Annotated in this window: 18 protein-coding genes; 8 read left to right on the top strand and 10 right to left on the bottom strand. The window is 60.4% G+C overall.

Annotation, left to right across the window (positions count from 1 at the left end):
* Positions 1-37 precede the first annotated feature (37 nt).
* Both D3250_RS08245 and D3250_RS08240 read left to right on the top strand, forming a co-directional pair.
* Positions 38-1,180: a S8 family serine peptidase gene (locus tag D3250_RS08245; protein WP_225973225.1), complete on the top strand. Its 1,143-nt coding sequence runs from the start codon at positions 38-40 to the stop codon at positions 1,178-1,180.
* A 22-nt stretch (positions 1,181-1,202) separates the two neighbouring features.
* The gene (locus D3250_RS08240) at positions 1,203-1,460 is read left to right on the top strand and encodes a hypothetical protein (protein ID WP_147383507.1); all 258 of its coding nucleotides are present in this window, start codon (positions 1,203-1,205) and stop codon (positions 1,458-1,460) included.
* A gap of 116 nt (positions 1,461-1,576) precedes the next feature.
* Here D3250_RS08240 and D3250_RS08235 read toward each other — a convergent pair whose 3' ends face one another.
* The 3 genes from D3250_RS08235 to glpX form a co-directional block, all read right to left on the bottom strand.
* Entirely contained in the window at positions 1,577-4,258 is a 2,682-nt protein-coding gene (locus D3250_RS08235) for a CapA family protein (protein ID WP_119902851.1), read from the bottom strand.
* A gap of 961 nt (positions 4,259-5,219) precedes the next feature.
* Positions 5,220-5,837, bottom strand: a complete 618-nt coding sequence (locus tag D3250_RS08230; protein ID WP_119902850.1) for a hypothetical protein — start codon at positions 5,835-5,837, stop codon at positions 5,220-5,222.
* 901 nt (positions 5,838-6,738) lie between these two features.
* On the bottom strand, positions 6,739-7,779 hold the full coding sequence (gene glpX / locus D3250_RS08220) for a class II fructose-bisphosphatase (protein WP_119902848.1): 1,041 nt from the start codon (positions 7,777-7,779) through the stop codon (positions 6,739-6,741).
* Between the two features lie 102 nt (positions 7,780-7,881).
* Between glpX and D3250_RS08215 the strand changes: the two genes are divergently transcribed.
* From D3250_RS08215 to D3250_RS08205, 3 genes are read left to right on the top strand one after another with little or no spacing between them, the layout of a single operon-like run.
* Entirely contained in the window at positions 7,882-8,496 is a 615-nt protein-coding gene (locus tag D3250_RS08215) for a DUF4245 domain-containing protein (protein ID WP_158583108.1), read from the top strand.
* A complete protein-coding gene (locus D3250_RS08210) occupies positions 8,489-9,115 on the top strand; it encodes a carbonic anhydrase (RefSeq protein WP_119902847.1) in 627 nt (208 codons plus the stop codon). The genes D3250_RS08215 and D3250_RS08210 overlap by 8 nt, the downstream gene beginning before the upstream one ends.
* 4 nt (positions 9,116-9,119) lie before the next feature.
* Positions 9,120-9,635, top strand: coding sequence for a prepilin peptidase (locus tag D3250_RS08205; protein WP_158583107.1), 516 nt, complete (start codon positions 9,120-9,122; stop codon positions 9,633-9,635).
* Here the strand turns inward: D3250_RS08205 and galE are convergent.
* Positions 9,628-10,578: a UDP-glucose 4-epimerase GalE gene (gene galE, locus D3250_RS08200; protein ID WP_192892579.1), complete on the bottom strand. Its 951-nt coding sequence runs from the start codon at positions 10,576-10,578 to the stop codon at positions 9,628-9,630. The two genes, D3250_RS08205 and galE, sit on opposite strands and share 8 nt — an antisense overlap.
* A 35-nt stretch (positions 10,579-10,613) precedes the next feature.
* On the opposite strand from galE, the gene D3250_RS08195 reads away from it, so the two are divergent.
* Complete coding sequence (locus D3250_RS08195; RefSeq protein ID WP_119902844.1) at positions 10,614-11,114, top strand: NUDIX hydrolase; 501 nt, start codon at positions 10,614-10,616, stop codon at positions 11,112-11,114.
* Here D3250_RS08195 and D3250_RS08190 read toward each other — a convergent pair.
* The 5 genes from D3250_RS08190 to D3250_RS08170 are packed head-to-tail and all read right to left on the bottom strand — an operon-like array spanning position 11,111 to position 17,232.
* Complete coding sequence (locus D3250_RS08190; protein WP_119902843.1) at positions 11,111-11,965, bottom strand: HpcH/HpaI aldolase/citrate lyase family protein; 855 nt, start codon at positions 11,963-11,965, stop codon at positions 11,111-11,113. The two genes, D3250_RS08195 and D3250_RS08190, sit on opposite strands and share 4 nt — an antisense overlap.
* Entirely contained in the window at positions 11,952-12,431 is a 480-nt protein-coding gene (locus D3250_RS08185) for a MaoC family dehydratase (RefSeq protein ID WP_119902842.1), read from the bottom strand. The genes D3250_RS08190 and D3250_RS08185 overlap by 14 nt, the downstream gene beginning before the upstream one ends.
* A gap of 1 nt (position 12,432) precedes the next feature.
* Positions 12,433-13,596, bottom strand: coding sequence for an acyl-CoA dehydrogenase family protein (locus tag D3250_RS08180; protein WP_119902841.1), 1,164 nt, complete (start codon positions 13,594-13,596; stop codon positions 12,433-12,435).
* A 1-nt stretch (position 13,597) separates the two neighbouring features.
* On the bottom strand, positions 13,598-15,616 hold the full coding sequence (locus tag D3250_RS08175) for an acetyl/propionyl/methylcrotonyl-CoA carboxylase subunit alpha (protein ID WP_119902840.1): 2,019 nt from the start codon (positions 15,614-15,616) through the stop codon (positions 13,598-13,600).
* Between the two features lie 8 nt (positions 15,617-15,624).
* Positions 15,625-17,232, bottom strand: coding sequence for a carboxyl transferase domain-containing protein (locus tag D3250_RS08170; RefSeq protein ID WP_225973224.1), 1,608 nt, complete (start codon positions 17,230-17,232; stop codon positions 15,625-15,627).
* Between the two features lie 97 nt (positions 17,233-17,329).
* Between D3250_RS08170 and D3250_RS08165 the strand changes: the two genes are divergently transcribed.
* Both D3250_RS08165 and D3250_RS08160 read left to right on the top strand, forming a co-directional pair.
* On the top strand, positions 17,330-18,013 hold the full coding sequence (locus tag D3250_RS08165) for a TetR/AcrR family transcriptional regulator (protein ID WP_119902839.1): 684 nt from the start codon (positions 17,330-17,332) through the stop codon (positions 18,011-18,013).
* Positions 18,014-18,138: 125 nt separating this feature from the next.
* The gene (locus D3250_RS08160; RefSeq protein WP_318778946.1) at positions 18,139-19,833 is read left to right on the top strand and encodes an AMP-binding protein; all 1,695 of its coding nucleotides are present in this window, start codon (positions 18,139-18,141) and stop codon (positions 19,831-19,833) included.
* 81 nt (positions 19,834-19,914) lie between these two features.
* On the opposite strand, the gene D3250_RS08155 is transcribed toward D3250_RS08160, so the two are convergent.
* On the bottom strand, positions 19,915-21,336 hold the full coding sequence (locus D3250_RS08155) for a class II fumarate hydratase (protein WP_119902837.1): 1,422 nt from the start codon (positions 21,334-21,336) through the stop codon (positions 19,915-19,917).
* Positions 21,337-21,363 lie beyond the last annotated feature (27 nt).

The raw sequence follows: 21,363 nt of genomic DNA, 5'->3' as shown, positions 1-21,363 counted from the left end.
AATGAACCCACACACTTGGGGGAAGGAAAGACAATACGTGGCACGGTATGTAGTGACATTCGACACGCCCGATGCCGGCATCCTGCAGGCGGAGGCTCCCGACTTGCTGACCAGCTACGGATTCTCCACTGACACTTACTTCCCACGATTGGGGATCGGCGTGGTCGACGGTCAGCGCGCGCAGTTGGCGAGCCTCAGCGAACGCTGTCACGAGCTGAGGCGCCCGATGACATTTACACCGGAACTGACCTACCACGCGATTACCGAGCTTCTTCCCTCAACTGGCACCGGTGAGCCGCCGTTCGAAGACACCGCTGAATTGACTTGGGGGCTGCAGGCGATCGGGATCGACTCCGCCATGGTGGCCCGGCAATCCGGCACGGGCGTCCGGGTGGCGGTTCTGGACACTGGTTTCGACGTCACGCACCCGGACTTCTCCGCACGTGGAGTGGTGGCCCAGTCCTTCGTCCGAGAAGAGGATCCGCATGATGCCCACGGTCATGGGACGCACTGTGCAGGTACCGCCTGCGGACCGTGGGAGCCTCACTCCGGCCCAGGGTACGGGGTAGCTCCGGGGTCTGAGATCTACGCGGGGAAGGTCCTGGGCGATGAGGGCGCCGGATCCGACACCTCAATCCTCGCTGGTATCGACTGGGCACTGCAGAACGACTGCCACGTCATTTCCATGTCTCTCGGCGCCGATGTTCGGGAAGTCCACCCGCCATACGTGGCAGCCGGGCGCAGAGCTATGGAGCAGGGAGCCCTGATCATCGCAGCGGCTGGAAACAACGCCCAGCGCAATGCAGGGGTGCCGGGGTTCGTCGGCGCTCCGGCGAACAGTCCTCATGTGCTGGCCGTCGCAGCAGTCGGCCCGGACCTGTGCACCGCTGACTTCTCCGCACGCTCTTCCGCCCACGCCGGGGGTGAGGTCAATCTCACCGCCCCCGGTGTTGAGGTGCATTCGGCATGGCTGGGCGAAGATCGGTACCGCAGGATCAGCGGCACCTCCATGGCGGCCCCACATGTGTCCGGGATTGCGGCTCTGGTCTGCGGAGCTACCGGCGCTCGCGGCGACGAGCTTTGGGAGTGTCTGCTGGATCATGTGTCACCACTGGCGCATTCGGATCCGCTGGATGTCGGTGCCGGCTTGGCCAAACTCCCGGAGACCGACAGCTGGTGAGCCCGTGGAGGTGCTTCCGATCATGACGGAGCAGGAGTGGGTCGTCACTGTCGCCCACCAATACCTTCAACACATCGACGACGTGGTCAGCAACCTTGAATCTCTCGGATTCCGCACCAGCGGGGTCCTCCGCAACCTTGGCCAAGTCACCGGAGGCACCACTGTGCCGCACGCTTCAGCAGACTCCGTTCGCAGTGCCCTTGCTGCCGTCACCGGCGTCGCTTCGGTGGATGCGGTCCATCGTTACAGGGCCGCGCCTCCCGACCATGACGTTCAGTGACTGGTGTGGTGCACCCGCGCCAGTTGTTACCGGCACAACCTGCGCCTTGCTACAGGAGAGGAACCGAGCCACACGCCCCTGTGCGACGGTCCCCTCGAAGATGCAGTGACCCAACGCTACTGGAAGACCAGACGGCAGAACTCGTCGAAACTGCCCGCTAGGACGTGGTCGTCTTGGGAATAGCGCGGGTTGAGCATCACGCCTTCTACTAGTACAGGGTCGGGACGGCCCTCTGTGAGCCTTCGACGGCGAAGGACTACGTCGACCGCGCCCCACCGCAACTCTGGAACCGCGCGGACGGCACGCACTGCTACCCGACTGACTGCCTCAACCTCAGCGGTGCTGAGAGCCTGACGGAGCCGCCGCTCGGTGACGAGCCAAGCTTTGTCGGGCGTAGCCAAAACCCTCAGTCGCCGACCGGACGGCCGAGCCTGGACCCATGTGTATCGATGAGGAAGAACAGAAAGACTGAGAACTTCGTGATCGTTGAGAACCTGAACGCCGTCCCCGTCCCAGGCTGATCTACTCGACAAGACGGAGACTTGCTTAGTGCGTCCCCCCATGAATCGGGCCAAGCTCTTAATCGAGGTGATTAGTCGGGACCTGACAACAGGTACGGCATGATCCTCGAGGAGGCCCATTATCAGGGGGGGGTTCTTCACTACCCTCCGAATCACGTAGCGATCAGCTGACGTGCGCCCCCCGGCGGTTACCCAAGTACGCACGCCCAGAGCTGACTCGACTATGCTGACCCGGTCGGTGAGGCGCTCAACCAGCTGACCCTGGTTTTCGAAGTATTCGTGGATGAGCTCGCCTGCTGTCCAGTTTTCCTGATCTCCACCACATTGGGCGGTTAGCGGGGCGATGGCCCTTGCAGCGCACGGCATCTGGATGGGTGACTCTGCGGGCGGGCCAGCAACAGTGTCTGCGAATCGAAGCTGGTATATGTCCTGAGTGACGTCCCTAGGCTGACCATAGGTGGGGAACGCCGCAGAAAGAAACCCCGCGTTAGTGTTGATCTCGATGACGAATGCTTTCCCTGTCCTCAAGTCGGTGATGATGTCTACACCGCCCCAAACCAAGCCGGGGATCGCGGCGATTGCTTCGCGCGCAGTTGCCTTGACATCATCGCTGGCGTTGTCGAGGTCCTGTCGAATGTCAGCACCCATGCTATTGCCGCCGACATTTCGCACTGTCACGGTGTGACCCAACGGCGGGACATCGTTCAAAGTGATCCCCTGACGCTGGAGGAAGCGTCGTGTGACCTCATCCATTGGGATCGCACCCCGCTTAAAAATGGTATTTCGGGCCCGCTGAACATTCTTATCCTGAATAAGCTCTTGGATAGTAGATGAGCCGTCTCCAACAACATGCGGGAAGACACGCTCGTTCACGGCTACAACCTGGTCGGGAGAGGCCATTACCCGCATTTCTTTACCGACCACAATATGTTCTTGAACGATCACGGCATCGCCGTACCGGCGCGCGAACTCGAACCCGAGGCGTACGTCCGCATCCGAAAGAAGGTCGGTTGAAACTCCCCGCCCCTGGTTGCCGCCTTTGGGTTTCAATACGACGGAGCCTGCCATGGTCCTGGCTGCCTCCACCGCTTCTTCACTGGAGTGGACGACTTTGGTCTGCGGCGTTGATACCCCCCGGCCTTCGAGGAGTTGAGCGGTGAGCGCCTTATCGGCAACAATAGTCGACCCGAGATCGCTCTCGTGTGCCGTGGGCCCATTGGTCAGGAAACACTTGGCGCCAGCAGTGATTACGGAAGTTGATTCCGTTAACCATCGAACTTCGGCGCCCGCTGCTTCTGCTCCCAGGGGGAGCGTCATCGCGCCTGAGGGCCTGTTGAAGCGGATCGCGGCGTCCTCGAGAGCCGTTCCGGGACTCTTGAGGGGCCACTCGTTTGGGTCTCCAGCAGGAGTTGCGCTCAATCGTGAGGGACGCCTCCCAGGTGGCCATTCCCCCAGGTTAAGTCTGAGGTGGTGGCCTAACTCGTCAGCACCTCTCGTCATTCCCGGGTTGTCAAGACGCCAGCGGCGTATCGGGCGTTGAGACAACTTCTCCACAACATCCTCGAACTCCTCTTCTGACACGGGACCTGTCACTGCATCGTGGTTCGGAGCCGAGGTTTGCGACCGCATCGGGTAGAGCTTCAGGCTGACATTCCGCAGCCCACGGCTATCCCGAATTTCCAGGATCGCCCACATGGTGAATGGCAACGCGTCTGCGATGTCCCTGGAGGACTTTGAATCGTTGTTTGCGAGGAGGGATGAATCTCCGAGACCGTAGACCACCCAGCGTCCTCTGTGGCGTTCGACCTCCTGCATACGCTGATTGTGAGAACCCAGGATGAGGTCGAAGTCCTTGTTTAACATCTGCTGTGCAAGGGAGTACTGCAGTCTGTTATGCCAGGCAGAGCGAGTACGCCATGAGGGCATGGCAATGTGCAGCGCGTCCGTGACCTGGTTCGTTTGTCGTGGTCGTGGAATCTCGCTGGTACTCAGGGGGGCAAGACCCGGGCGATCTTGTCGCGCTATGAGTGACGAATTGCGCGCCGAGGCGCCTCGACCGCGGTGATGAAGGCAATGAAAAGCCAATTCGCCTCCACCCACGGAAGCCGGCATACGGACGCGCAAAGGCTCTACAGCCTCGTGAAGAGTTTGCCCAACACCGAAGAAGGCGAGGTCCTGTTCTTCCAACAGGGGCAACGCGGACTCTAGTTCAAACGGCTCCTCACTGAGGGGGCTGGGCGTAGCCAAATGAACGGCGTCAACACCGAGTTGTCGCATTCTCGTAATGCGCTCGCTGATGGTACCAGGATCCGTAATCAGGTTCTTATTTTCCGATGCACTTGGCCCGACCCGCCCCGGAGAGCATGCTCCAATTTTGAACCTGGAAATTACGTAGTCTGAGCGTTCAACGAAGGCGGCCAAAGTCTCTGGTGATTGCCCCGTGGTAGCTGGGGTCGTCGAGTTTGAGGTTCCATCCACCCAACCGCTGACACTACTTATATCAAAGTCAGTAATGAAGATTCGATAATATTCTGAGGACAATATATCTCCATTTCTAGTTAATCAGCTTTCCAAGATGCTCTCTCTAATCGCAGTGTTGGACTAGCAGACTCGACGTGTGCGTGTACAGTCTCACTTCACATTACCGTTGGGGCACGCGCGTTAGTTGCAATACCACACCAATCAGCGATAATTCTTTTCTGCAACGCCCCACAGACCCGACGCTCCCATGTGGACCGTTGAGTGACGATGGTGCCCCGTCCTGACACGGGGCGATGCTGCCTAACGGGTATAGGACTGCTACGTCCTCAAGGGTTGTGGCGATATGCGACTAATAGCTGCTTCCGCGAATTTTTTGGGGGTTTCTTCTTACGACTTACAGCTGCAAGGTACGGTCTCACACACCCTCCATGTTGGGGATATGTTGGGTTTTCGACAGTGCTTCAACCCTGCACACACACCAGCCTAGGGACCTGGTGGTTCTCGTGAAGGAACAGCCTCGTTCAGGCAAGCTAAGATGCTCGAGTCCATGGACCCACGGAGGGTGTTCCCGAAACCACAGCACCATCGGAAAGCCATCGCGCACCCCAGCATGGCTCGGTTCCGTGCACAGACCTACTGCAGGGTTGAACCTTAGGCTGGCTCCAAGTATTGATGGGGCTAGAGGCGACGACGGCACGCGTGTGGCTGGCGGGGATGGCAACGAACCTAAGTTGTCCGACGCTTGGGGCATTACGGGCTACGCATCGTGTAACTCCTGCTTAATGACTTCAGCTCGTTGTATACGGTTTTTCCTGCTCCAATCAGCCAAATATCCGACATTATCCTTGCTGTTGCGAAGTTCATCCACGAATTCGCCGGCGTTGATGACCTGGGACAACCGGCTGTCGGCTGCCCCTGCCCGACTCACAAACGTCTCATAGGTGACCTTCTGCACCCTGTCTGCAATTGCAGAATCGACGTCCTCTGAGGGATCGATCCACATGGTGGTAAGAAATGCCGTTACTCCAGCAGACAATGCACCGATCAGCTCTTTGGTCTCACTGGTGACACCGTCGGGAGCAGCAAGTTGCACAGCGACGACGATCACAAGCGCAGACGCAACGGCAGCTAAACCGGAGGGTACCAGGACCCATCCCTGCATGAGGGTGTATGCAGCCTTGGGGTTCGGGGAACTTGCTTTCAGGCGTCGCCGACCGACCCAATCCAAGACGAACCCAGTGCCTACCAGGAGGAGCGCAATGATCACGGCCACAGCGAGCCAACGACCTTTGGCGAAGTATCCGTAAGCGAGGAATAGGCTCCCCAGCGCTATCAGAAGGGAGCGGACAGGCGTCCCGACGACGGAAAATGTCACCTGTTACATCTCGGAACAGTGAGGAGGGGCGTGTGTGCAGCAGATCTGGAGACCGGCCGATGATTGGACGAAACGCAACTTGGCATGAGGATTCTCTTTACGGCAAACCCCGAGGTCTACTCCGCGGGCTTCCAACATGTGACCCATGCCGGCAAGCATGTCTAAGACCTGCTGACTTGAAGCAGGCGCACCTTCTTTGTCGAAAATGCCTTCAACAATTCCGCGTGTGCGTTCCTGTGCTGGTTCGAAGGCAGCTGGCTCTTGCACGGTATCCCCCTACTCCGCTTGAGGCACCAGGCACATCTGGAGTTCTCATTACTGAACGTACTCTTCTCTCTGCCTCTTAGGCAAGGGTGTCGTGACGCGGATCAAGCATGGACCCTCGCGGGTCTCTTGCGGCCAGACAATCGTCGAGGGGAAGCGGCATGAGCAGGCCATATCGCCGGGCTGGCCCGGCGCCGAGTGGATACCCTCAACGCCATGCTGCGCAACGAGGCTAGGCAAATCCGTGAATGGGGCTATCTCCAACGGCTACATCGTAGCCAAGCGCGGTACGCTTCCATCGCGACATCGTCGCAACCCGCCACCACACCACACCTACGATCCCCCGTGGAAAGAGTCTCTGAAGGCTGCCGGTGTCGGCCCGTACCGGGTACATGATCTGCGCCATTTCTTCGCCTCAGGTCTCATAGCAGCCGGGACGGATTTGGTAACCGTTTAGCGCCAACTGGGGCACCAGTCGGCCACAGTGACACTAAATCGCTACAGCCAACTCTGGAGCACCCACCCGGAGGTTACGCGCCCTGCCGTTGAGGCCATGATGGAGCAGTGCCTAGACGCTCATGTTGGCAATAAGTTGTGCAAACAGAGCGAATAGCGCGCTGACCTGGGACGATAATTTTTAGCGGGTATAGGACTGCCACTTGCGACGGCGGTGTTCTGCCTGCACAATCCGTACCGTTCCTGATCGGGCGCGCATGACTATGGACTGGGTGGTCACCCGGTCACCCTCGTAGCGCACTCCGCGCAGCAGGTCCCCATCGGTGATGCCGGTGGCAGCAAAGTAGCAGTTGTCCGACTTCACCAAGTCATTGGTGCTGAGGATTTGGTCGACATCATGGCCTGCATCGAGGGCCCGCTGCTTCTCCTCATCATCCTTAGGTGCCAATCTGCCCTGGATGACTCCGCCCACCGCACGAATGGCGCAAGCGGTCACGATCCCCTCTGGCGTACCGCCGGTCCCCATCAGGACGTCAACCCCAGTGTCTGGACGGGCTGCGGCGATCCCCCCGGCCACGTCGCCGTCCATGATGAATCGCGTTCTGGCCCCCGCTTCGCGAATCTCGTCGACCAGCTTGGAGTGTCGCGGCCTGTCAAGCACGCACACGTTGAGCTGATCCACGCTCTTCCCCGTGGCCTTCGCAATCAGGTGCAGGTTCTGCTTGACGGGCAGTCTGAGATCCACCATGTCAGCAGCCTCGGGCCCGGTCACGAGCTTATCCATGTAGAAAACGGCGGAGGGGTCCAGCATGGACCCACGTTCAGAGACGGCCAGCACCGCCAGCGCATTGTCATAACCCAGAGCAGTCAACCGGGTACCGTCGATGGGATCCACTGCCACATCGGCCTCAGGACCGGAGCCGTTGCCCACATGCTCACCGTTGAAGAGCATGGGCGCCTCGTCCTTCTCCCCCTCTCCGATAACCACGACACCGTTGAGATTCACGGTATCCAAAAGGGAACGCATAGCGTCGACGGCCGCGCCGTCAGCACCGTTCTTGTCACCTTTGCCGACCCAGGCGCCGCCGGCGATGGCCGCGGCCTCGGTGACACGCACCAGCTCCAAGGCCAGGTTGCGGTCCGGCTCGTCATCGCCCACAGCAAGTCGCGGGTTCAGATGCGAGAAGTCTTCGTCCTGCCGGGCGTCAGTCTTTGCGGTCACTGTGGTCCACCTTCCAGATCTCCGAATGCGCCCGACGTCTATGTCCGGCTGCCCTCCAGCATATCGGCTGCCTCTGGTCTTCCTAATGAGAGAATGGTGAACGTGAATGATGAGCGCCCAGTACAGATCACCCCGGCTCAGGCCCAGCGCCTGCGCACCCCCATGATGGGCATGGTCCTCACCATGGTCGTGCTCTCTGGAATATTGGCCGTCTTCTGGTTCGCTAATCCTGAACCGGATGTCACCTACAGCCGTGACGAAGACGTGCACGAGGCTGCCGCCTGGACAGATGACGTAACTGACTACTCCCCCATCGCTGCGGATGTGCCCGAGGGTTGGACGGCAAACTACGCCCGTTGGGAGACCCGAGCTGAGCAGGGAGTTGATGTGTGGGAAGTCGGTTACACGACCGCAGAGGTCAATTTCCTGGGCTTCGCGCAGACGGACAACGCCAACCCCGCCTGGATCAACGCCGAGACTGAAATGGCACCGGCCACCGGCTCGGTGACGGTGGAGGGACTGACTCTGGAGACCCGGGAAGAGGGAGATCGGCGCTACTTTGTGCTGGAGGATGAAGAGAACGACGTTGACGGCACCACAGTGGTGATCACCACCGACGCGCAGGACAGTGAGCGCGAGGCTGGTATTGACGCCATCGTTGGCGCCATAGGGAGAGAGATACCCGAGACCGACGACGCCCAGGAGACCGATGAGTGATCCAGCGGCGGAACAACCCACACCCGCAGCTGCATGGAAGCTTCTCAAAGCGGGGAATGCGCGCTTCGTCACCGGGGATGTTCACCACCCCAATCAGAACGCCGCCCGCCGCTCGTCGCTGACCGATGCTCAGCACCCTATGGCGGTGATCTTCGGCTGTTCAGACTCTCGATTGGCCGCTGAGATCATCTTCGACGTGGGACTCGGCGACGTGTTTGTGGTGCGCACTGCGGGACAGGTCATCGACGACGCGGTGATGGGATCGCTGGAGTTCAGCGTAGATGTGCTGCACGTGCCGCTCATTGTGGTGCTGGGACACGACTCCTGCGGAGCGGTCTCTGCCACATGGGAGGCAGTCGATAGCGGGACTCTGCCCACCGGCTACGTCCGGAATCTGGTGGAACGGATCTTTCCCTCGGTGCTCACGGCACAGCGCTCAGGAACCACATCAGTCAACGGGGCGGTAGAGGAGCATGTAAAACAGACCGCTCTGCGAATGATCGACCACTCACGAGTGCTCCATGAGGCCGTCAGTGACGGCCGTACCGCCGTTGTCGGACTGACGTACCGACTCGCCGAAGGCCGGACCGATGTTGTCTCGCAGTTGGGGGATCTCTAGACCGGTGGTGTCCTACATCGGCGAACTTCTCACCGCCGGAAGCCCGGCGCAACTGGTGGCAGGACTGCTGCTCGTCGTCGCTGGTCTCAGCTTCGCAGTTTGCGGCACGGCGCTGGCGATCATCGATGCTCAGCAGCACCGCCTGCCGAACCGCATTGTTTATCCCTGGTCTGGTTTCACCGTCGGGCTGTTGGTCCTAGTGACGTTCCTACTGAGCGACGCGGCGAGCTTGGGCCGTGCTGTTGCTGCGGGGCTGGCATGGGGGACGCTGTTTCTCGCCGTGACTGTGATCCACCCACCGGCCATCGGAATGGGAGATGTGAAGCTGGCCGTGGTGCTGGGGCTCTACACGGGCTTCTTCGGCTGGGAGGTCTTCGCAGTGGGCGTAGCGTTGAGCTTCCTCCTCGGCGGACTGGTTTCCGTCGGGCTCTTGGTGACTCAGCAGGTGAGTTCGTCGACCAAGATCGCTTTCGGTCCGTTCCTCATCCTCGGCAGCGCTGCAGCTCTGATGCTCAGCTGAACTGCTGCAGAGCGTTCCAAGCGTCTTTCACCATCTGACGGGCATTGCGCTGCGGATGCCATCCCAGTTCTGCCGCTGCGAGATCACCGGAGGCCACGAGCACGGCTGGATCGCCGGCCCTGCGGGGGGCCTCCGAGGTAGGCACCTCGCACCCAGTGACATCGCGCACGGCATCAATGATTTCCCGCACTGAGGTTCCGATGCCGGTACCGAGGTTATAGACAGCGTGCTCGCCACCTGTGGCGGCATGCAAAGCTCGGACGTGTGCATCGGCGAGGTCTACAACATGGATGTAATCACGAATGGCCGTGCCATCCCGGGTGGGATAGTCGGTGCCGAATATCTTCGCCTCCGGTCTTTCCCCCATGGCGACCCGGAGCAGATTGGGAATCAGGTGGGTTTCGGGATCGTGGCGTTCGCTGAGAGCACCCGAGGCTCCGGCCACATTGAAGTACCGCAAACTCACCGCCGCCAACCCATGAGCCTTCGCCTCCGCAGTGAGCATCTGGTCGATCGCTAATTTGGACGCACCGTACGGGTTGGTGGGAGTGGGCGGCACGTCCTCGGTGATCTTGTCCACTTGGGGCTCCCCGTAAACCGCAGCGGTGGAGGAGAAGACCATACGTGGTACTCCAACCTCCCGCATGGCGTCGATCAGGCGCAGTGAGGCAACAATGTTCCCGTGCCAGTACCGTTCCGGATGTTCGACTGACTCCCCGACCAAAGACTTGGCTGCCAAATGCACCACACCGTTGAAGCTGGAGTCAAGCACTTCTCCTGCGTCGCTGATGTCACCTCTGTGCCACACGGCCCCAGGCAGCTCCACATCCTCATGGCCGGTCGAGAAGTTGTCCAGCACCTCGACGCAGTGACCGTCCTGCAGGAGCCGTTGGACCACCACAGCCCCTATGTACCCAGCACCTCCGGTCACAAGAAGTTTCACACGCATTACCCTACTTCGCCGCTAAGGTGGAGACCATGCCGACGCCGGAATTCATACAGGACCTGCGCAGAGACATCGGAAAGAAGGAGCTCCTTCTGCCAGCCGTGACAGCTGTAGTGATCCGACGGGCTGACGATGCGGCGGCCATGCCCTCGGCACCTGAGGTGCTGCTGGTCAAACGCGCTGACAACGGGGACTGGGGTGCCACCTCAGGAATTATGGAGCCCGGAGAGGGACCGGCGACCGCGGCCGTCCGCGAGGTCGCGGAGGAGACAGGAGTCGTCGCCCGTCCCGTAAGGGTGGCCAGTGTTTCCGACCACGGGTTGGTCATATATCCGAACGGCGACCGGTGCCGATTCACTGACATCTGTTTCGAGATGGAGTACGTCTCCGGTGCGCCCCAGGTAGCCGACGATGAGTCGACCCAGGTGGGGTGGTTCTCCTCCGAGGCACTTCCGGAGCCCTTCACGCGGCATCACCGGCAGCGTATTGCGGCGGCACTCAACTCCGGCGCCCCGACCACATTCGACGCTTAGCCTGCGAGCGCACGTTGGGCGATACGTTCGGCGTGGCGAAGCAGCGGGGTGTCGATCATGCCCCCACGGAACTGAAATGCGCCGCTGTGATGTGCGGCTTCGTCCAGCAGGGCATGAGCGTATTCAGCCTCTTCCGCAGTGGGGCGGTACGCCTGGCGTATGGGATCGACTTGACTGGGATGAATACAGGCCTTCGCGGCGAAGCCGCTGCCCACAGCGTCAGCGGCTTCTGCCGAAAGCCCAGCGGTGTCTGAAATGTCGGCGTAGATGGCATCCACCGCCGCCTTCCCGCACGCGGCGGCAGCAAGCAGGATCGCACTTCGGACATGACGAGCGATATCCCGGTAGGTGCCGTCAGGGTGGCGAGACGATGTTCCCCCGATGGACACCACCAGATCCTCAGCACCCCACATGATGGCCGATGTGGCAGGGTGACCGGCGATCTCATGAGCCGCGGCAGCTCCACCGGCCGTCTCACACAGGGCTATCACCTGAGCGTCTGGGAATCTTCTGTGCACAGCTTGGACGTCTTCGGCGCTTTGGGTCTTGGCGAGCATGATGTGCTCGGGCTGGTAGCCTGCGAGCACCTGCACATCGGCGTCGAACTCAGCAGTTCCTGCGGGGTTGATCCGCACAACAGTGCGTGAGGCCGTGTGGGAATCAATTCCGCTCAGGTGATCCGTCATTACTCGGCGGGCCCGCTCTTTGTCTGCCGGCGCCACTGCATCCTCAAGGTCCAATATGACCGCGTCGGACCTTTCGGCGGCTTTTGCGAATCGGTCGGGGCGGCCTGCCGGGCAGAACAGTAATGCCGGGCCAAGGGCAAACGCCGCTGGGTCATTTCTGTTCATGATGCTCCTTCATCCACATCATCACCTGACGGGTGCATTCGGCCACCACGGTGCCGTCCTGATTGCGCCCTGTATGTCTGATGGTGACGATACCTTGGCCGGACCGCGACGATGAGGAGCGTTTGTGCAGAATCTCGGACTCTGAGTAGAGCGTGTCTCCCGGGTAGAGCGGGTGCGGGAAGCTCACCGTGTCAAAACCGAGATTCGCCACGATCGTGCCCTGGGTCAGCTGGGCCACTGAGGACCCCACCAGGGTCGCCAAAGTGAACATTGAGTTCACCAGAGGACGGCCGAACGGCTGCCCTGCCGACCAGTGCGCATCAAGGTGCAATGACTGCGTGTTCATCGTCAGAGTGGTGAAGAAGACGTTGTCTGCTTCGGTGACAGTGCGCCCTGGGGCGTGTTTGAACACGGTGCCGACTTCGAGCTCGTCGAAGTACAGTCCCCGCTGCTGGATGGTGCTCATATCAGGACAGTCCCAATGATCGGGCGATGAGCATCAGCTGGACTTCGGTGGTGCCCTCACCCACCTCGAGAATCTTGGAGTCTCGGTAGTGACGCGCCACGGTGTACTCGTTGATGAATCCATAACCTCCGAATATCTGGGTGGCGTCCCGAGCGTTGTCCATGGCGGCCTCCCCTGCCACGAGCTTGGCAATTGACGCCTCGGTCTTGAAAGGCTTTCCTGCAGCCATCCGATGGGCCGCCTCGTAGTAGGCCAAGCGGGCGGTGTGGGCCCGGGCCTGCATCCGGGCGATCTTGAAGGAGATTCCCTGGTAGGCGCTAATCGGCGAGCCAAAGGTCTTGCGCTCATTTGCGTATCGAACTGCCTGATCCACGCAGCCTTGAGCAGCACCGGTGGCCAGTGCTGCGATGGCGATGCGCCCCTCATCGAGGATTCCGAGGAAGTTCGCGTAGCCGCGGCCACGTTGGCCCAACAGGTTTTCTTCTGGGACCTGGCAGTTGGTGAAGGACAGCGGATGGGTGTCCGAGGCATTCCACCCGACTTTGTCATATCCGGTACCGACAGCGAATCCGGCCGTTCCAGCTGGAACTATGATGGTGGAGATCTCCTTCTTGACTGTGCCGTCGCTGGCCTCAGAAGTGCCCGTGACCGCAGTGACGGTCACCAGGGAGGTAATATCTGTGCCCGAATTGGTGATGAACTCTTTGGTTCCGTCGATTGTCCACTCGCCGTCGTGCAGTGCGGCAGTGGTCTTGGTGCCAGATGCATCAGAGCCGGCATCAGCCTCCGTGAGCCCGAATCCAGCCAATCGTTTGCCCGTGAGGAGGTCCGGCAGCCATGTCTCCTTCTGATCCTCGGAGCCGTATTTGAAGATCGGCATCGCCCCGAGCCCAACGCCGGCCTCTAGGGTGATTGCCACTGACTGGTCGACCTTCGCGATTTCTTCCAGGGCCAGGCACAGGGCCAGGTAGTCGCCTCCCTCGCCTCCGTACTCCTCCGGGAAAGGAAGCCCAAACAGTCCCATGCTCCCCATGTGGGCAATCACCTCATAGGGGAAGCTGTGCTCGGCGTCATGCTTGGCCGAGACCGGTGCTATAACCTGTTCAGCGAAGTCTCGCACTGATTCGGCGAGGGCCTGGTGGTCTTCGGACAACAACTGCGTCATTTCACATGTCCTTGCTATCAGGGGACGGATCGGCTTCTACTGTGGCCAGGACCTGTCCTAGCCGGACGGTCTCGCCTTCTCTGACGTGTATACGCACACTGCCTTCCAGCGGTGCTGACAGGGGATGCTCCATCTTCATCGCCTCGACAGTGATCAATCGCGCCCCAGCTGACACGTGGTCTCCAGAGCTGGCAGCCAGGGAGACCACAGTGCCGGGCATAGGTGATCTGACTTCCGGCACGGCTTCGACGAATTCAGCCTCGATCAGTCTCAGCTGACGGTGGGTCTGGGCCTGGTGGTCCAGCACGGTCAACATTCCGGTGAAACTTTCGGCTGTGACCCATACCTGTGTTCCGTGCCGGGTGTTGGCGCCGGCGCTGAGGTGCACCTTGGAGGTCGTCCGGGATGTGCGCAGCAGGTAGGAGCCCACATTTTCGTCGTGCCGCAGGTCTGCATCACCGTCTACGACGACGTCGAACACCTCCTCCGCACCCCCGGGTCGCTCCCACAACACCTGGATGGTGGGGGCATAGTGGGCATTGGACCGCCAGCCGTCGCACTGCCATCCTCTGGGACCGGCAGCCTTGGCTTCAGGGCTCGCGAAGGACCTCGTAGGTGCGGCAAACAACGCGGCGGCAACCGCATGGTCTCGCTCCGGGCCGGGAAATTGCAGACTCGGCAGTTTCCGCTCAATCATGGTGGTGTCCAAGCGTCCTTCCCGCACATCAGGGTCTGCGGTCAGCTGCTGAAGGTACTGAGTGTTTGTGGTCACTCCGTGGATGACCGTGCCGCCGAGGGCGGAGTGCAAACGGGAGAGTGCCTGCTGACGGTCAGCGCCGGTCGCGATGACTTTGGCAAGCATGGGGTCGTATTCCGTGCCCACGGTCAGCCCGAGCACCAGCCCTGAGTCCACGCGGACGCCTTCACCACCGGGTTCGGTGAGTCCGAGAATCTCTCCGGTGCTGGGCATGAATCCGGCTTCAGGATCTTCGGCATAGATGCGCGCCTCCACGGAATGCCCGGTGAGGGCGATATCTTCCTGCCGCAGAGCCAGGGATTCCCCAGCGGCGATCCTTATTTGCTGCTCCACCAGGTCGACTCCGGTGACCTCCTCAGTAACCGGGTGCTCCACCTGTAGGCGTGTGTTCATCTCCATGAAGTAGAACTTCTCGGGCTCATCATCGGAGACCAGGAACTCCACAGTGCCCGCCCCAACGTAGGCCACGCTGCGGGCCGTGTCGACTGCAGCCTGGCCGATCCGGTCTCGAGTCGGCTCATCAAGCAGAGGGGAAGGGGCTTCCTCAATGATCTTCTGATGGCGGCGCTGAAGTGAGCATTCGCGCTCGCCCAGATGAACAACGTTGCCGTGGCTGTCTGCTAAGACCTGGACCTCAATGTGCCGGGGGGAACGAATGAGCTGTTCAATGAACAGAGTGTCGTCTCCGAAGCTCGCCGCAGCCACACGGCGGGCTGTTGCCAATGCGTCCGGCAGATCCTGAGCCTGCTCCACCGCATGCATTCCTTTGCCGCCACCCCCGGCGGAAGGCTTGATCAGGACAGGGAAGGTCAGTGCTGTTCCTGCAGTGATGAGCTGCTCATCGGTGAGCCCGGGCTCACTGATCCCCTGGATCAGGGGCACCCCAGCCTCGGCGACGTGGTTCTTGGAGCGGATTTTGTCGCCCATGATCTCCAAGGCACGATCCCCGGGACCAATGAAAGTGATGTCCGCCGCCGCGCAAGCTCGGGCAAAGCGTACGTTCTCGGAGAGAAATCCGTAACCGGGGTGGATGGCATCCGCACCGGTCTCACGTGCCGCCTCAATGACAGCGTCGATGTTGAGGTAGGACTCTGCCGCCGCAGCTGGACCCACGCACACCGCGCGGTCGGCGAGAGCCACATGCTTGGCCTCGGCATCGGCCTCAGAGAAGATCGCCACAGCGGTGATGCCCAACCTTTTCAGGGTTGTGATCACTCTGCATGCGATCTCGCCGCGGTTCGCGACGAGGACAGTGCTGAACATGGTTCTCCCTACATCCGGAAGAGACCGAAACCGGTCTCAGGCATGGGGGTGAGGGCACAGGTGCCCAGAGCCATGGCCAACACCCTTCGGGTATCTGCCGGGTCTATGACGCCGTCGTCCCATAATCTTGCTGTGGAGTAATAGGGCTGGCCCTGAGCCTCATAGGTGTCCCGTATCGGTGTCTTGAACGCCGCTTCTTCCTCAGCTGGCCATTGCTGACCGGCCGCCTCGAGCTGGTCCCGCTTCACAGTGGCGAGCACTGATGCTGCCTGCGTGCCTCCCATCACGGATACGCGCGCGTTAGGCCACATGAACAGGAACCGCGGTGAGTACGCCCGGCCACACATCGAGTAATTACCCGCACCGAAGGATCCGCCGATGATGACAGTAATCTTCGGAACACGCGTGGTGGCCACGGCCGTCACCATCTTCGCCCCGTTCTTAGCGATGCCTCCGGCCTCATAGTCACGGCCCACCATGAATCCGGAGATGTTCTGCAGGAACAGCAGGGGGATGCCGCGCTGGTCGCAGAGCTCAATGAAGTGTGCGCCTTTGAGCGAGGATTCGGAGAACAGGATCCCGTTATTGGCGACGATCCCCACCGGGTGTCCGTCGATGTGGGCAAATCCGGTGACCAGGGTGGTGCCATAGTCGCGCTTGAACTCGTGGAATGCGCTGTCATCCACCAACCGAGCGATCACCTCACGGACTTCGAGGGGTTGGTTCACATCGGTGGGAATGATTCCGTAGAGCTCATCAGCCTGGAACCGTGGGCCTACAGGGGTGTTCACCTCCCATGCGCGGAAGCGGGGCCGAGGCAAAGTCTCTACGATGTCCCGGACGATCTGCAGAGCGTGATCGTCGTTCTCTGCGATATGATCCGCCACGCCGGATTCGGATGTGTGCACTCGCGCTCCGCCAAGCTCCTCCGCTGTCACCACCTCGCCCGTAGCAGCCTTGACCAGGGGCGGACCGCCCAAGAAGATCGTGCCTTGGTTGCGCACAATCACCGATTCATCGCTCATGGCCGGCACATAGGCCCCCCCTGCAGTGCATGACCCCAGGACAGCGGCAATCTGTGGGATCTTCTTTGCTGAGAGGTTGGACTGGTTGTAGAAGATCCGACCGAAGTGATCTCGGTCTGGAAAGACGTCGTCCTGCATGGGCAGGAAGGCTCCCCCGGAGTCCACCAGGTACACACAGGGCAGATGGTTCTCCTCAGCGATCTCCTGGGCGCGCAGATGTTTCTTCACGGTGATCGGAAAGTAGGTCCCGCCCTTGACAGTGGAGTCATTGCAGACGACCATTACCTGCCGGCCATGGACCAGTCCAATTCCCGTGATGATTCCAGCAGCTGGGGCGGCGTCGTCGTACATGCCGTGAGCGGCGAGGGCGCCGACCTCCAGGAATGGGCTTCCTGCGTCCAGCAGTCGGTTTACCCGGTCACGAGGCAGCAGCCTTCCACGGTCCATGTGCCTTTGCCGTGACTTCTCGGGGCCACCGAGCGAAGCCCGGTACAGGTGGTCATTGAGCTCCGTGACGAGCTGCCGGTTAGTCTCTGAGTTCGACGCAAAGAGCGATGACTGCGGATCCGCTTTGCTGAGGAGTGCCTCCACCTTGGGTATCCTCCCTATCAAGCTCGCCGGTAACCCCTTTGAGTTAATGTTGACTAACCGAAATCTAACCTAGTGGCGGTGATCACGTTTGTCCAGCATGGCGAGTGACAGCAGCGGAGTCCAGCAGAAGACTCGACGCCAGACCGAAAAGGAGCAGCGCTATCGGGACCTCCTGGAGGCTGCGGGCCGACTTTTCGGGACACATGGCTATGCGTCTGTGGCGCTGGATGACATCGGAAGCGCGGTTGGGGTCTCCGGGCAGGCCATCTACCGGCACTTCAAGGGAAAGCAAGACTTATTGGGTCGGCTACTCCTCGACAGCAGCTACACGCTGCTGGAGGGTGGGCGGCGAATCCGCGATACTTGCCCAGACGTGCACGAACAGGTCGAGAAGCTCATCGAGTTTCACGTGCACTTCGCCCTGGAGTCCCCGGAGATCATCCGCGTCCAGGAACAGGAGATGTCCCAGTTGGTGGACGCCGACCGGGCTGCCGTGCGGCAGATGCAGAGGGAGTACATCGACATTTGGGGTGCGGTGCTCCAAGGGCTGCATGCAGACATAGGCCGGATCGAGCTGCGCACTCGAATTCATGGAGTTTTCGGGCTCATCAACTCAACTGCGCACTCTATGAAGCACTCCTACCGGCGTCCACCCACCCGCGAGGAAGTAGCCGAAAGCGCTCCCACGCTGGCGGCAATGGCTCAGGCCGCCATCAACTGCCGAATCTCCGGCGACTGTGGTGAAAAGCCACTCTCCCCTGGGGCCCGGTGCACTGAGTGACAACCATGCGCATCACGCCCCAAGACTCGGAAACTTCGCATTTTATTGTGAGCGAGTTCACACGGTGTTAGTTTGAGTTAAGTGTTAGTAACTCAAACCGTTTCGGACCCTTAAGGAGATCTACGTTGAGTGTTGGCCCGGCGAGTGCCCCCGGATCGGGTGGTGGCCGGTTGACGGTGGCCCATGACACTGGGCCCACTGATGCTCCACTGCTGGAGACCACGATCAGTCAGGCGCTGCGGCTGACTGCTGAGCAGTTCCGCGAGCGGGAGGCCATGGTGGACGCTCACGCTGGGCGGCGCTGGAGCTACGCGGAGTTCCAGCGAGATGTCCGCCGCCTTGCCAGAGGACTGCACCGATTCGGAGTCCGTAAGGGAGACCGGGTAGGCGTCTGGGGGCCTAACAGCTGGGAATGGACTTTAACTCAGTTCGCCACGGCGGAACTCGGCGCCATACTGGTCAACATCAACCCCTCCTACCGCCAGCATGAGCTCAACTATGTGATCAAACAGTCCGGGATGACCGCAGTGGTTTCCTCGGGAAGTTTCAAGAACCAGGACTATCCGGGCATGCTTGAAGCTGCAGAACAGGAGCTGGGAGACTTCAGTGTCAAGGCCATCATGGGATGCCCCAGCTGGGATGAGTTGATTGCGCCTGAGGCCGATGACCAGCTGCTTGATGAGATTGCGGCCGGGCTGGAGAACAACGACCCCATCAATATTCAGTACACCTCCGGAACCACCGGCTTCCCCAAGGGTGCCACGCTGACCCACCGTAATATTCTCAACAACGGCTTCTTCGTGGGTGAGGTCAACCGCTACACGGAAGTTGACCGGATCTGCATCCCGGTGCCCTTCTACCACTGCTTCGGCATGGTCATGGGAAATCTTGCTGCCATCACCCATGGCTCGACAATGGTCATCCCTGCTCCCTCCTTTGATCCTGTGGCCACGCTGCGCACGGTCGAAGAGGAACGCTGCACCAGCCTCTACGGTGTGCCGACGATGTTTATCGCTGAGTTGGGTCTCGAGAATTTCGCCAGTTTCGACCTCAGCACCCTTCGCACCGGAATCATGGCCGGATCTCCCTGTCCAGAAGAGATCATGCGCCAGGTCATCGATAAAATGAATATGTCCGAGGTGACCATCTGTTACGGCATGACCGAGACTTCACCAGTCTCTCTGCAGACCCGCCCTGAGGATAATCTGGATCTGCGGGTCGGAACAGTGGGGCGTGTGGGACCCCATGCGGAGGTCAAGGTTGTGGACCCCGGAACTGGAGAGACCCTTCCGGTAGGTGCTGCCGGCGAACTGTGTACTCGGGGCTATCTGGTCATGAGGGAGTATTGGGAGAACCCCGAGAAGACTGCCGAGGCCATCGACTCTGACATGTGGATGCACACCGGCGATCTGGGCCGAATGGACGCGCAAGGGTACGTCAGAGTCACCGGTCGCATTAAGGACATGGTGATCCGCGGCGGCGAGAACATCTACCCGCGGGAGATTGAAGAGTTCCTTTACACCCATCCCGACATTATTGATGCTCAAGTCATTGGGGTTCCGGACGAAACGTATGGGGAAGAGCTCATGGCATGGGTGAGGCTTCGCGAGGGTGCCCCTAGGTTGACCTCCCATGACCTGCGAGACTTTTGCCTAGGCGTGTTGGCTCACTTCAAAATACCCCGGTATGTGAGGCTCGTAGATGAGTTTCCCACCACAGTCACAGGAAAGGTGCGGAAGGTCCGAATGCGTCAACTGGCCCTGGATCTGCTCGCTACACCAGGTGAGGTGGACGACGCAAGAGCTGAGAAGCCTGACTGAGCTCGTCCTACCTTAGGAATGAGCGCACGTCCCCACCAAGTTTGTCACCTGGCGGGGACGTGAAGTTGCCGATTCCGATCTTCAGCCCGGATGGGTCATCGACATGACATCCAATGCTTTGTCGAGCTGCTCCTCGGTCAGGTCCCCGCGATCGAGGTAACCGAGTTCAACGACTGCGTCTCGCACCGTGAGCTTGTTCTTCACTGCGTGCTTAGCGATGTCTGCCGCCGCCTCGTAACCGATGTGCTTGTTCAGCGGAGTGACCACTGACGGTGAGGCCCCTGCCAGAAAAGCGCACCTGTCCTCGTTGGCGGTAAGCCCACTGATCATCTTGTCAGCCATGACCCGAGAGGTATTCGACAGCAGGCGGATCGATTCGAGCAGGTTGGCGGCCATCACAGGTATGCCCACGTTGAGCTCGAAGGCACCGTTGGTGCTGCTCAGTGCCACAGTGGCGTCGTTGCCAACCACCTGGGCACAGACCTGGATTGCCGACTCACAGATCACCGGGTTGACCTTGCCCGGCATGATCGAAGATCCCGGCTGCAGATCGGGGATGGCCAGTTCGCCCAAACCTGTGTTGGGGCCGGAACCCATCCAACGAAGATCGTTGTTGATCTTCATCAGTGAGTAGGCAATGTTGCGAAGCTGACCGGAGGCCTCCACGAGACCATCCCGGTTGGCTTGGGCCTCGAAATGGTCCCGGGCCTCAGTCAGTGGAAGTCCCGTGTCCTTGGCCAGGTTCGCTATGGCCTTTTCCGCAAAGCCCAGCGGGGTGTTGATCCCGGTGCCGACCGCGGTGCCGCCGAGGGGCACTTCCGCCACCCGAGGCAGTGAAGAGTCGATACGCTCGATCCCGTACCGAACCTGCGCTGCGTATCCTGAGAACTCTTGACCCAAGGTCACCGGTGTTGCGTCCATCAGGTGGGTTCTTCCGGACTTCACGACCTCGGAGAATTCCCCGGCCTTCTCCTCCAGTGCTTCTGCCAGGTGCGCCAGGGCAGGCTTGAGGTCGTTGATCAGCGCAGAGGTGGCCGCGACGTGCACGCTGGTGGGGAACACGTCATTCGAGGACTGGGAGGCGTTCACGTGGTCGTTGGGGTGGACTTCCTTGTCCGAGCCCTTCTCTGACAAATACCGGTTGGCCAAGGTGGCCAGGACCTCGTTGGTGTTCATGTTGGAGCTGGTGCCGGAGCCGGTTTGGAAAACATCTATCGGGAAGTGCTCATTCAACTCCCCTGAGGCCACCTGATCGGCCGCGGTCACGATCGCCTCAGCCAGCTCGGCATCCAACACACCAACTTCAGCGTTGGCCTGTGCTGCTGCCTTTTTGACCCGGGCAAGAGCCTCAATGTGGGCAGGCTCCAGGGTACGGCCGGAGATGGGGAAGTTCTCGACCGCACGTTGGGTCTGGGCGCGGTAGAGAGCTTGCGCGGGGACCTTGACCTCGCCCATCGTGTCGCGCTCAATACGGTATTCATTCTCAGTGGAAGCATCACTCATGTGCTCATCCTAACGTCAGGGTGGGCT

The organism is Nesterenkonia natronophila, from assembly GCF_003595215.1.
Lineage (GTDB): Bacteria > Actinomycetota > Actinomycetes > Actinomycetales > Micrococcaceae > Nesterenkonia > Nesterenkonia natronophila.
This window is presented reverse-complemented; position numbering and strand designations above follow the sequence as displayed.

Coding starts and splice junctions, on each gene's coding strand:
- D3250_RS08240 (WP_147383507.1), top strand. CDS start 1,203: ATGACGGAGCAGGAGTGGGTCGTCACTGTCGCCCACCAATACCTTCAA.
- D3250_RS08235 (WP_119902851.1), bottom strand. CDS start 4,258: ATGCGACAACTCGGTGTTGACGCCGTTCATTTGGCTACGCCCAGCCCC.
- D3250_RS08210 (WP_119902847.1), top strand. CDS start 8,489: ATGAGTGATCCAGCGGCGGAACAACCCACACCCGCAGCTGCATGGAAG.
- D3250_RS08195 (WP_119902844.1), top strand. CDS start 10,614: ATGCCGACGCCGGAATTCATACAGGACCTGCGCAGAGACATCGGAAAG.
- D3250_RS08190 (WP_119902843.1), bottom strand. CDS start 11,965: ATGAACAGAAATGACCCAGCGGCGTTTGCCCTTGGCCCGGCATTACTG.
- D3250_RS08185 (WP_119902842.1), bottom strand. CDS start 12,431: ATGAGCACCATCCAGCAGCGGGGACTGTACTTCGACGAGCTCGAAGTC.
- D3250_RS08180 (WP_119902841.1), bottom strand. CDS start 13,596: ATGACGCAGTTGTTGTCCGAAGACCACCAGGCCCTCGCCGAATCAGTG.
- D3250_RS08175 (WP_119902840.1), bottom strand. CDS start 15,616: ATGTTCAGCACTGTCCTCGTCGCGAACCGCGGCGAGATCGCATGCAGA.
- D3250_RS08165 (WP_119902839.1), top strand. CDS start 17,330: ATGGCGAGTGACAGCAGCGGAGTCCAGCAGAAGACTCGACGCCAGACC.
- D3250_RS08155 (WP_119902837.1), bottom strand. CDS start 21,336: ATGAGTGATGCTTCCACTGAGAATGAATACCGTATTGAGCGCGACACG.